A 12159-nucleotide genomic window follows, 5' to 3' on the forward strand; every position below is an offset into this window, starting at 1 on the left:
CATTCCCCCGAATGACAGCGCTGTCATTGGTCGATGATAAAACGCGTTGATAACGAATGCTTGCGGCACGGCAGCACGTCTTCACAGGTGCGAAAAACCCCACCGCGCACTCGCATGCGCGGCTCGCCGAGGCGGTAGACGCCTCGGGTTTGGTGCAAAGCAAACAAGCGCACTCGAGCCGGAAGCCCGAAAGCGGTAGTCATGGCGCGTTCCCTGGCGGCGGGCACGACAAGATGCGGTCCGCCACCGTACTGAGCGATACATCCGTGATGGCCATTTGCGCACCGGCGTGGCTGGACCACGCGAAAGGCCGATCCAACCGGCTCATGTTCGCGCCGGCCGCTCTGAAGCATTTCAACGGAATGCCCACTCGCAGCCACTGCCCCTGGGGCAACGCGGCGAGCTGTGTACCGACCGGCACGCTGGCCTCGCATCCGGTTCCGCAGCCCACACCGATAGCGCTGTCCGCCGGCGGCGCGGCATCCATCCGCAACGTGGTGACGAGCAGCACGTCGCCGTTCGTTTCGCGCTCCACGTCAAGCGGTGCGGGCGCGACGAGTTCCACGCTCGCGGTACCGGACCAGCGGATCTCGCGTGCGTCTTCCTGGGCCTTGTAGTCGACGGCTTCGATGCGCAGGCTGCCGTCGGTCGTGGCCGATGGCATCGCGGTGACGTTCGTGGCGCCACCATGCGGGCCACTCAGGCGCAGCACGAAATCCGCTGCCGGCTTGCCGCGCGTGAAGTAAACGCCGGTCTGCTCGTTGTTCAGCGTGAGGCCCGGGTCCTCCGGCAGGTTGCCGGTGTCCGCATGGTCGGCGTAGGTCAGGCCGAAGCCGTAGGGAAACTGCGGACGCTCGCCGCGCGCGATGGCTGCGACCGGTATCTGCGCCGCGCTGCGTGGCCACGCATAGGCCAGCTTGCCGTGGAAGTCGTACGCCACGCGGCCATCGGGTTTGCGCAACAAGACATCTGCCACGCCCTCGCCTTCGCTGCCCGGCAGCCACGCCACCACGAACGCGTCCGCGGCATTGATCTCGCGATTGACCCAGAGCGGACGTCCAGTCAGGAACACGGCCGTCACCGGGATACCCTGCCCGCGCAGCTTACGCAGGAGTTCCAGGTCGTGGTCGTTGCCGGGACGGTAGGCGAGATTGGAACGGTCGCCCTGGAATTCGGCGTAGGGATCCTCGCCGAAAACGACGATCGCGGCATCGGGCTTCTGTGTGTAGTTGCCTTCCACCGACAACTCGGCGCTGCCACCTGCGGCCTTCACCTGTGCGTCGATGCCCGCCCAGATGGAGGTGGCTCCCGGGAAATTCGCGTTGGTCAGCCCCGTGCCTTGCCAGCCCAGCGTCCAACCGCCGTTCTGCTTGGAGATGTCGTCGGCACCGTCACCGGCCACCAGCACGTGCTTGCGCGGATCGATCGGCAACGTGCCCCGATGGTTCTTCAGCAGCACCAGTGATTCGCGGACGGCGCGACGAGCCACCTCGCGATGCGCAGGACTGCCGATGATGTCGGCCGCCTTGACGGCAAGCGGATTGGTCGACGGCGCACCGGCGTCGAACATGCCCAGCCGCATCTTCACGCGCAGGATGCGGGTTACCGCATCGTCTACGCGGCTCATCGGGATGGTGCCGGCTTTCACCTGGGCCAGCGTGTTCGTGTACAGACCCTTCCAGGAATCGGGGGCTTCCAGCATGTCGAGCCCCGCGTTGTACGCCACGGCGCAGTCTTCGTTGGTGCAGCCCGGCACCTGGCCATGCGCGTTCCAGTCGCCGAGCACGATTCCGTCGAAGCCCATGCGCTCTTTCAGTACGCCGGTAATCAACGCCTTGTTGCCGGCCATCTTGGCACCGTTCCAACTGGAGAACGAGACCATCACGACCTGCACGCCCGCCTTGATGGCCGGTGGATAGCCGGCGGCGTGGATGTCGCGCAGTGCAGCTTCGCTGATCTGCGCATCGCCCTGGTCCTTGCCGTCGTGCGTACCGCCATCGCCGACGAAATGCTTGGCCGTGGCAATCACATGCTGCGCATCGAGGAACTGCGGCGTGCCCGGCTTGCCTTCCAGCCCACCGACGACTGCCGCGGCGTACTGCGCGACCAACGCCGGATTCTGCGAGTAGCCTTCGTACGCACGTCCCCAGCGACCATCCTGTGGCACGGTAAGCGTCGGCGCGAACGTCCAACTGATACCGCTGGCGCGGAGTTCCTGCGCGGTGACCTCGCCGATATCGTGGATCAGTTGCGGATCGCGCGTCGCTCCCAGCGCGGAGTTCTGCGGAAACAGCGTGCTGCCGACCAGGTTGTTGTGGCCGTGCACGGCGTCGATGCCGAACAGCACCGGGATCGCCAGTCCGCCACGCGAGGTGTCCATGGAGGCGTGGTAGAACGCGTCGGCCAGGGCCCGCCAATGCGAGCCGTCCGGAAACGGATGCCCCGGCGGCTTGGAATTGCCGCCCGCCAACACCGAGCCCAGGCGATAGGTGCGCACGTCGTCCGGCGTCACGTATTTGATGTCGGCCTGGATCATCTGGCCGACCTTGTCCTCGATCGACATCTTCGCCATCAGCGCGTGTATCCGCGCCTCGATCGCCGGGTTCGGCAGCAACGGCGATGCGCCTTTCGGCCATTGCTCGGGGTGTACTGCGGTGGCATCACCGGCCGCGGCCGGCACGGTGCTCAACACGGCGCCGGCAAACGCCAGCGCAACGGAATGGCTTCGCAAGAACAGGCACGATCGCTGCAGCAATGGCACGGCATGGGCCCCTGGCTGGCGCACCGGCGGTGCGCTTCCGGGCCGCATCTTGGCAGGAATGACAGCGCTGTCAATTTGCTATGCAGCATGACCGCGGGCATCGCCAGCGAACGATCTCAGGGAGCTGCGGCCGTGGAACCGCGGATCTGGAGGGTGTACGGCATCTGCACCAGTTGGCCGACGCTGTGACTGCGCAGCATGCCGAGCAACTGCTCCGCCGCGATCTTTCCCATTTCACGGGCGGGTTGCTGGACGGTGGTGAGTGCCGGCCACAGTTGGCGCGACAACGGCGTGTCGTCGAATCCACAGACCGACAGATCGTGCGGCACCTTCAAACCATATTCGCCAGCCGCCCACATCACACCGGTCGCCATGTCGTCGTTGGCGGCGAAGACGGCTGTCGGGCGTTCGCTCAGCGACAACAGTTGCTGCGCAGCCAGCACGCCCGAGCTGAAGGTAAAGGCGCCTTGCACGACCAAGGCGGGATCTTCCGGCAGTCCCGCCGCAGCCATCGCATCGCGATAGCCTGCCAGGCGCCATCGGCTCGCTCCATGGTTCGCGATACCGATCACGTGCGCGATGCGCCGGTGCCCGAGGGCCAGCAGATGCTCGACGATCGCACGTGCGGCACCCTGCTCGTCCATGGTTACGCCAACGGTCTTCCCGCGATGCAACGGGGACACGCTGGCATACGGCACCTTGTGTTCACGCAGGCGTTTCAGCAGCGGCGCATAGTCGGTAATGGGCGGCGTCAGCACCACTCCGTCGGGGTGATGATCGGCAATCAGCGCGTCGAGGCGGCGGATGAAATCGCCATCGCGCATGCGCAACGGCCGCACCATCATGCTGTAGCGATGCGCGTCGCAAGCCTCGAGCACGCCGTCCTGGATTTCCGCCAGGTAGGTCGAGGACGGGTTGTCGTTGTTGTCGTACAGCATCGCCACGACGAACGAGCGATTGCCTGCCAGGCTGCGCGCCGACGGATGGGGGCGATAGTCCATCGCCTCCATGGCGGCGCGCACCCGCTGCCGCGTGGCATCGGTGACGTTGGCCTCGTCGTTGAGCACGCGTGACACCGTCTTGGGCGATACGCCCGCTGCGCGCGCCACATCTTCGAGGCGTACCCGCATGGATTCTCCGCTGTCCTCAAACCTTCGTTCGACTATGCCGCCACAGCCCTGCCCTTTACAAGCGCGGAGAAAGGCCTCGATGCTGCGTCCGCAGCATGCGCGAGGCGCCGCGCCATGACATAACTGCGTCCGGGAGGAGGAACCGGTGTCCTGGATCAACGCAGCGCAGGCCAGCCACATGCATGCCGAGCAAGCCGCCGATGAGCGTTCGCTTGCGGCCCGGCTGTGTCCGCCGCCCAGCCAGCTACCCGTGACGAAGCGGTCGACGCTGTCGTTCTGGCAGATATGGAACATGTGCTTCGGCTTTCTCGGCCTTCAGTTCGGCCTTGCGCTGCAGAACGCCAACGTCAGCCGGATCTTCCAGACACTCGGTGCGAACCTCAACGACATTCCCGCGCTGTGGATCGCCGCGCCGCTGACCGGATTGATCGTGCAGCCGATCGTGGGGCACTACTCCGATCGCACCTGGAACCGTCTCGGCAGGCGGCGGCCGTACTTCCTGGCCGGCGCAGTGTTCGCTTCCCTGGCCTTGCTCTGGTTACCGAACGCGCCCGCGTTGTGGATCGCCGCCGGTCTGCTGTGGATTCTGGATGCCTCGATCAACGTGTCGATGGAGCCATTTCGCGCGCTGGTCGGCGATCAGTTGCCCACGAAGCAAGGACCCGCAGGCTTTGCGATGCAGAGCTTCTTCATTGGCGCGGGCGCGGTGGTGGCATCGCTGCTGCCGTGGTCGCTCGCGCGGTTCGGTGTCGCGAACGTGGCGCCGGACGGCGGCATACCGGACACGGTGAAGTACGCCTTCTATGTCGGCGGTGCCGTGCTGCTGGGCGCTGTGCTGTGGACCATGCTGACGACGCGGGAGTACTCCCCTGCGCAACTGCGTTCCTTCGCGGACACGGTGCCCGAAGGTCTGCCGGTGGACGTATCGCGCGCCGTGCGCCCTGGGCTCCTGCTACTTGTCGCGGGTGTCATGGTGCTGTTCGCCATCCGGTACTTCACGCTCGAGCGGGAGGTCTACCTCCTCTCCGGCGGTCTGCTCGCGTTCGGGCTCATGCTTACCTGGCTCAGCCGCACACGCAGCCGCGGCATGCTGCGCGAGGTCGTTGGCGACCTCTACGGCATGCCCGACTCGATGCGGCGTCTGGCCGGTGTCCAGTTGTTCTCCTGGTTCGCGCTGTTCGCGATGTGGATCTACACCACGGCCGGGGTCACCCAGACCATCTACGGGACCAGCGATACAAGTTCGTCGATCTACAACGAGGGTGCGAACTGGGTGGGCGTGTTGTTCGCCGCATACAACGGCTTCGGCGCCCTCGCTGCGATCGTCATTCCCTTCATGGTCCGGCGCTGGGGCTTGCGCATCAGCCACATGGTCAACCTCTGTCTGGGCGGCGCGGGCCTGTTGTCCTTCCTCTACATTCGCGATCCACGCTGGCTGCTCGCCTCGATGGTAGGTGTCGGCTTTGCCTGGGCATCGATCCTGTCGCTGCCGTATGCGTTGCTGTCGGACCACCTCCCGACCGCGAAGATGGGCGTCTACATGGGCATCTTCAACTTCTTCATCGTCATCCCCCAGGTGCTCGCCGCCAGCATCCTGGGTCTGCTCCTGCGACTGTGTTTCCACAACCAGCCGATCTGGGCACTCGGCCTGGGAGGCTTCAGCTTGTTCATCGCGGGCCTTTGTGTGCTGTATGTCCCCGGGCCTGGACGAGGTGGGAGCCAGCCTGCTGGCGATAAGGGATAACCTCATCACTGGGGCGAGAGCTTCGCGACCGTGTCACGGCGATTCCACCAGCCACCGCCTAGCGACTGAAACAACGCCACCGTGTCCGAGTACCGCGCCGACCGGGCCTGTACCAGCGCAAGATTTGTCTGCTGCCATGTCACCTCCGCGGCGAGCAAGCTGCTCTCGCTGATATCGCCGAGTGCCAACTGGCGCCTGGCAATGTCCAGGCTGTGCGCCGCGGCGTCTTCGGCCCGTTCGGCGGCTGCCATTCCCTCGGCATCCGCATGGATCGCATGGAGCGCATCGGCGACGTTCTGCATGGCACTGATCACGGTGCTGCGGTATTGGGCAGACGCCTCCCGATAAGCCGCCTCCGCCGCACGCTGTTTGTGCTTGAGCGCGCCGCCGTCGAACAAGGGCTGGGTCACATTGCCCGCCAGATTCCAGAACCCGGCCTCGCCGGCAAACAAGCGGCTGGCCTTTTCGGACGAACGACCGAAGGTGGCGTCGATCTGGATGTTGGGCAACCGATTGGCGATGGCTACTCCCACGTTCGCACTGGCCGCATGCAACGCTTCCTCGGCGGCACGTACGTCGGGACGTTGTTCCAGCAGTTGAGCCGGCATGCTGAGCGGTAGTTCACTGGGAAGGCGAAGGTCATCCAGCGTGAACGTGACCGCCACAGGGCGGTCCGGCGTGCGGCCCGCCAAGGCGGCGATCAGATCCCGCTGCTGGACGAGTTGCTTTTCCAGCGGCGGCAGCGCAGCGCGACTCTGCTCCAGCGTCGCCACCTGGGCAGCCACGGCAGCCTCCGACACATCGCCGAGCGCATATTGCCGCTTTACGGTGTCCAGAACCTGCGTCTGTAGTTCGACCATGCGGTGCGTGGCGTCGAGCTGCCCGCGCAACGAGGCTTCTTCGATCGCCGCATTCACCAGGTTGCTCGTCAGTGTCAGGTAGGTCGCTTCCACCTGAAAGCGCTGTGCCTGTGCCTGCGCCACCAGCGACTCCACCTGGCGGCGATTGCCGCCCCAAAGGTCTGGCGAGTACGACACGCTGACCTGCGCCGTGGTCAGGCTGTACAGGCTGCTTCCCGAGGCGGCCGACGTGGCGACGTCCTTGGCAACGTCTTGCCGCGTCGGCTCGAGGCCGGCCGCGACGGCAGGAAAATAGGTTCCGCGCTGGGCGTAGACGTTCTCCCACGCCACTCGAAGCGCTGCCTGGGCCGCATCTACATCGGCGTTGTGCGCAAGCGCGTCGTCAAGCAACGCATTGAGCGGCGCGCAGTGGAACAAGGCCCACCATTGGCCGGGGATATCCATGGACGCGACGAAGCGCTGCGTCTCTCCGTCGGCACCTGCAGTGCCGACCGTGGCTTGCGGCAGCGGTTGTGGCGCGAAGGACTTGGCCTCCGGCGTCGACGGGCGCCGATAGTCGGGGCCCACAGCGCAGCCCGCCAACACGATGATGACGCCGGTCACGGACCACCGGCTGGCATGCTTGAGTGCAATCCACATGGTCAGATCTCCTTGGCGGGCTGCGAGTGGCGCCGACGGCGGCGCTCCATGAAGCGCTCGAGCACGTCGTAAAGCGCCGGAAGGATGAACAGCGTGAGCAAGGTCGCGATCACGAGGCCGCCGACCACGACCGTCGCCAGTCCGCGCTGTACATCGGTGCCGATACCGGTGGCGAGCGCTGCCGGCAGCATGCCGATACTCGCCACCGTGGCCGTCATCAGTACAGGGCGAAAGCGCTCGGCGGAGCCGATGAGTACGGCGTCGCGCACGCCATGTCCTTCGCGACGCATGCGATTGAAGTTCGACACCATGATGATCCCGTTCTGCACGGCTACGCCGAACAGCGCGATGAAACCCACGGCCGTAGCGATATTGAGCGTCTCGCCCTTCACGTGCAGCGACACCAGGCCACCCAGCGCAGCGAGCGGAACAACGCCCAGTACCAGCAACGCCTGGCGGAGATTGCCGAATTCGGCGAACAGGAACACCGCCATCACGGCAAGTACCAGACCCATGACCAGCACGAGACGTGCCTGGGCGCGCTGCTGGTTCTCGAATTGGCCGGCCCACTCCAGGTGATACTTTTGCGGATCGAACTTCACCTTGGCGGCAATCTTGTCCTGCGCTTCGGCGAGGTAGTCCGACAAGGCCCGGTCGCGATTGTCGATGCGCACGGTCAGTTGCCGCTCGGCTCCTTCATGGGCAATGGTGCTTTCACCGGTTTGCAGAACGATGCGGGTCACCATCGCCAGAGGCACGCGCGCACCGGAGGGAGCCGTCAACACCAGCTTGCCGAGCGCCTCGGGATCGGCGGCTACCTGGTGCGGCACGTGCGCCGTCACGTTGTAGACCCGATCCTCGACGTAGGCCTGCGTAATGGGGGCACCGCCCACGCCGGTCTGGATGAGCGTGTTGATGTCCGCCACGTTGATGCCATAGCGCGCCGCCGCGTCGCGATCGACCGTGACCGTCAGCTGGGGAATCGGCGGCTCCTGAAAGATGGAAGCATCGGCGGTGCCCCGCACGGTCTTGAGCACGTCCACGATCTCCCCACCGATGCGGCGGAGTTCCTTGAACTCCTCGCCGTAGACGCGCAGCACCAAGGGACTGTGGGCGCCCCCGACCATATCGTTCTCGCCGTCGATGATCGGCTGGCTGATGCCTACGCTGATCCCCGGTATCTGTTGCAGGCGCGCATTGAGGTGCCGGATGAATTCGGCCTTGCTCTCGCCGTTCGGCCACTGCGCGTACGGTTTGAGACCCACACCGGACTCGATGTGCGACGGTGTCCAGGGATCGCTACCCGTATCGTTGCGACCCAGTTGGGTCACCACGTAGCTGACCTCGGGAAATGCGCCCACCACGTGACGGTATTCGCTCGCCATCTCGCTGGCCTTTTCCAGCGACAGTCCGCTGGGCAACTGCACCTGCACCCATAGCGAACCCTCATCCAGGTCCGGCAGGAATTCACGGCCTATGGTCGCGCCCAGCGCGATCACCGCGGCCAATGCGCCGACGACGATCGCGTAGGTGATTCGCGGATGGCCGAGCAACCGTTCCAGCGTTCGGCGATAGCCTGTCTGCAGGCGTTCCAGAGGCTTGTTGTGGAACATCTTGCGCGGCTTGCGTAGGGCCAGCCAGGCCAGTGCCGGAACAAGAGTGATCGCACACAGCAGTGCGCCGAGCAACGCGTAGCCCACCGTATGCGCCATCGGCGAGAACAACTTGCCCTCGGCCCGCTCGAACGCCAACAGCGGCGCATATGCGGTGATGATGATCAGCGTGGCGAAGAAGATCGGCCGTGCCACCTGCTTGACCGCGCTCAGTACGTCGGCTTCGTGCAGGTAGGCCTGTGGCCGGGCCTCGCGTTTGCGCAGGATCGCTTCGGTCACCACGATCGCGCCGTCCACGATCACGCCGAAGTCGATGGCCCCCAGCGAGAAGAGATTGGCCGGCATCCCGGTGAAATGCATGACGATGAAGGTCGTGATCAACGCAAACGGAATGGTCACCGCGGCCACGAGTGCGGCGCGCGGGCTGCCGAGGAACAGGATCAGCACCAGGCAAACCAGGGCCACACCTTCGATCACCGTGTGCCCAACCTTGCTCACCGTGGCCTGCACCAGATCGTCGCGATCGAGGAATGGCACGATGCGTACGCCGGACGGCGCAAGTTGCCGGTTCAGTTCGTCGACCTTCGCGTGAATGCCTTTGAGCACCATGGACGGGTTTTCGCCCAGCAACAGATCGACGATGCCCTCGATGGTGTCGGGGTTGCCGTCCTTGCCCAGGATGCCTTCGCGAATCTGATGACCGTCCTGCAACGTGCCCAGGTCGCGCACGCGTATCGGATCGCCGTTGTGCTGGGTCACCACGATATCGCCCATGTCCTTGAGCGAGCGCATCAGACCCTCACCGCGGATGACGTAGGACTGCTCGCCACGCGTCACGCGGCCGCCCCCGGCATTGGTGTTGTTGGCACTGAGCGCGGCGATCACGTCGTTCATGCCCACGCCGAACTGCAGCAGCTTCTGCGGATCGACCTCCAGCTGGAATTCCTTGGTGAAGCCGCCGAAGTTGTCGACGTTCGCCACGCCGGGCACTTGTTGCAGGGCGGGGATCACTTTCCAGCGCTGGATCTCCGAGAGCTCCATCAGGTTGTGCGTGTCCGATTCCAGCGTGTAGCGGTAAATCTCGCCCGCCGGTCCGGACACCGGATCGAGACCCGGTGTCACGCCCTGCGGCAGGGTGACGCCGGCAATGCGCTCAGTGACGCGTTGGCGAGACCAATAGATCTCCGCGCCATCGCGAAAGACCAGCGTGATCAGGGAGAGGCCGAAGGTGCTGCTGGAACGCATCGACGTCAGCCCGGGTGTGCCGGCCAATGCGCGCTCCAGCGGCGTGGTGATCTGTTGTTCGATCTCTTCGGCGGCCAGACCAGGCACCTGTGTCGTGACCTGCACCGTCACGTCGCTGAGTTCCGGATACGCCTCCACCGCCAACTGGGTCCATGCGTAGTGCCCATAGATCGCGACGAGCATGGCGATGCCGAACACCAATCCGCGCCGGTGGAGACACCAGGCAATGATCTTGTCAATCATTGATCAGCACTCCACCGGCCACGACCACCCGATCACCGGGCTGCAGTCCCTCGAGGATGCGCGCCTGATCGCCCTCGTCGGCGCCCAGCACGACGGTTCGGCGACGGAACGCCCAGGGCGACACCTCCACGAAAACGGTGACGTTGTCGTTGTTCATAAGCAGTGCCGATTGAGGCACCAGCAGCGCCTTCGTCTGCGGCACCTGGAAGGTCGCCGTGGCGAACATGTTGACCTTCAGCGCGGCGTCGGCGTTCGACACGGCGATACGCGCCTTGACGCGGCGCGAGTCCGGATCGAGCACGTCACTCACCGACTGGACGGTGCCCTGCACATGCCGCCCTGGAAGGCCCGGCAGAACGATATCGGCCGACAGTCCAGGCGTGATCTCGGCCGACTCGTTTTCTGCCACGTTCGCGGTGACCCATACATGGCGCAGGTCGGTGATCGTCATCAGCGCTGCCGAGGCGTCATTGACGAAAGCACCCGGCGCGGCCGATAGCGCCGTGATGCTGCCATCCGTCGGAGCGACCACCGCCATGTGGCGGGCGCTGCCTGGGTGAGTGGTGTCACTCGTGATCGAATCCAGCCGCGCCTGTGTGCGATCGTGCTCGGCGCGCGCCTGGATGAAGGCGCTGCGTGCGGCGTCCAGATCTTTCTGGGCGGCACCGCCGGCCTGCTTCACGCCTTCGGCGCGATCGAGCGTCGCCTTGGCGAGTGCGAGCGCATCGGTTGCCTTCTGCTGGTCGGTAACGGCTTGGGCGTAGTCGCTCGACGCCATCACGGCCAGGAGCTGTCCACGCTTCACGCGATCGCCGAGCCTGACGTCGAGCTCGGTGATGCGCCCCGTCAGCGGTGCCAGAACGTTGATGGTATGGGCGGGATCGGCCTCGACGAGTGCGGGTGCCGACAAAGCATGGGGCAGCCCGTGCAGCGCTACGGACTGCACTTTCAGACGCGTACGAAGCGGAGAAGCCGGCGGTACACGGATGACACCGTGATCGACGACGACGGCCGGTGTCGCTTCCTGAGAGGGGCTGGCGTTGGAACAGGCTGCCAAGAGTAGAGAAAGGATCAGGGCCGTAAGGGTATGGCGAGCATGGAACAGCATGGGAATTCCCGGTGCTTTGGCATAGAGAACCCGTCGCGGGTCATGGCCTACGAGCAGGAATGGCACGGAGAGAATGGATATCGCCCGTCAGGGCGACGGCATGCTCCGCGGCGTGTTCACGCAAAGACCCGTGGGAACGGGTCGGAGCTCTTCAGGGCAACGTGCCGATGCCAGCGCGCGACCGGGCGCTCACTGCCCGGTTCGCGATGCCAGTGCATATCAATGGTTGCCATGGTCACCGACGTGTTCAGCGGTGCGGGGACCGTGATGGTCCAGTCATGGCGGGAAGCGACACGGCGATCCAGCAGCGATCGGCCCGCAGCGCGCAGACGAAAGACATCGCGAAGGAGCTTCATAGCCCATCTCCTCGTTACGGCCCAAGACGGCCGTCAGGAGTGGGCCGGTCTTCCCTAGTCGAGGAAAGCGCCGGCCGACCGCAGGCGGTCGCCGCAGGCAATCAGCTTGTGATGCGACGCCGGCATCCGATGCTCGCGGATGTCGACATGGCGACTAGGGTTATCGTCCATATGCCTTGGTTTGGTCGGACAGGAATGCCGCGGGCGCTGGTGGCCGACGGCCCGCGCATTGTCTTGACGCACTGCGACAGAGTCAATGCCCTTGCAGACGAAAGTTCTTGCGTCAGCGCACAGCAAAAAATAGGTTCTTCGCTGAGAGGCCAACTCTCCGCGTCGCGGTTTGTCGTGCGTCGCGGCTTGTTGTAGGAGCCGCCATGGCGGCGAGGGGAAACTTGCCTCAGCGTTTCATCGTTACCTGCAGGTTTCCCGCGTCGCCGCTCCGTTGGCTTCTCGCCGCCAT

Annotated in this window: 7 protein-coding genes; 1 reads left to right on the forward strand and 6 read right to left on the reverse strand. The window is 65.0% G+C overall.

All coding sequences use genetic code 11. From position 1 onward, the window contains the following. Positions 1 to 199 precede the first annotated feature (199 nt). Both BT115_RS02530 and BT115_RS02535 read right to left on the reverse strand, forming a co-directional pair. Positions 200 to 2809 carry a glycoside hydrolase family 3 protein gene (locus BT115_RS02530; RefSeq protein WP_072320968.1) on the reverse strand — a complete coding sequence of 870 codons (2610 nt, stop codon included), beginning with the start codon at positions 2807 to 2809 and terminating at the stop codon, positions 200 to 202. A 68-nt stretch (positions 2810 to 2877) separates the two neighbouring features. Then, complete coding sequence (locus tag BT115_RS02535; protein WP_072320969.1) at positions 2878 to 3891, reverse strand: LacI family DNA-binding transcriptional regulator; 1014 nt, start codon at positions 3889 to 3891, stop codon at positions 2878 to 2880. A gap of 292 nt (positions 3892 to 4183) precedes the next feature. Here BT115_RS02535 and BT115_RS02540 point away from each other — a divergent pair, with 292 nt between their 5' ends. Further along, positions 4184 to 5635: an MFS transporter gene (locus BT115_RS02540; protein WP_072322212.1), complete on the forward strand. Its 1452-nt coding sequence runs from the start codon at positions 4184 to 4186 to the stop codon at positions 5633 to 5635. Positions 5636 to 5640: 5 nt separating this feature from the next. On the opposite strand, the gene BT115_RS02545 is transcribed toward BT115_RS02540, so the two are convergent. From BT115_RS02545 to BT115_RS02560, 4 genes are all read right to left on the reverse strand, one after another. Beyond that, positions 5641 to 7134, reverse strand: a complete 1494-nt coding sequence (locus BT115_RS02545) for an efflux transporter outer membrane subunit (protein WP_072320970.1) — start codon at positions 7132 to 7134, stop codon at positions 5641 to 5643. A gap of 2 nt (positions 7135 to 7136) precedes the next feature. Then, positions 7137 to 10235, reverse strand: a complete 3099-nt coding sequence (locus tag BT115_RS02550) for an efflux RND transporter permease subunit (protein WP_072320971.1) — start codon at positions 10233 to 10235, stop codon at positions 7137 to 7139. After that, positions 10228 to 11343, reverse strand: coding sequence for an efflux RND transporter periplasmic adaptor subunit (locus BT115_RS02555; protein ID WP_072320972.1), 1116 nt, complete (start codon positions 11341 to 11343; stop codon positions 10228 to 10230). Before BT115_RS02555 ends, BT115_RS02550 begins: the two co-directional genes overlap by 8 nt. Before the next feature lie 116 nt (positions 11344 to 11459). Then, positions 11460 to 11699, reverse strand: a complete 240-nt coding sequence (locus BT115_RS02560; RefSeq protein WP_072320973.1) for a hypothetical protein — start codon at positions 11697 to 11699, stop codon at positions 11460 to 11462. Positions 11700 to 12159: the final 460 nt, after the last annotated feature.

It is taken from the genome of Luteibacter sp. UNCMF366Tsu5.1 (genome assembly GCF_900119235.1).
Classification (GTDB): domain Bacteria; phylum Pseudomonadota; class Gammaproteobacteria; order Xanthomonadales; family Rhodanobacteraceae; genus Luteibacter; species Luteibacter flocculans.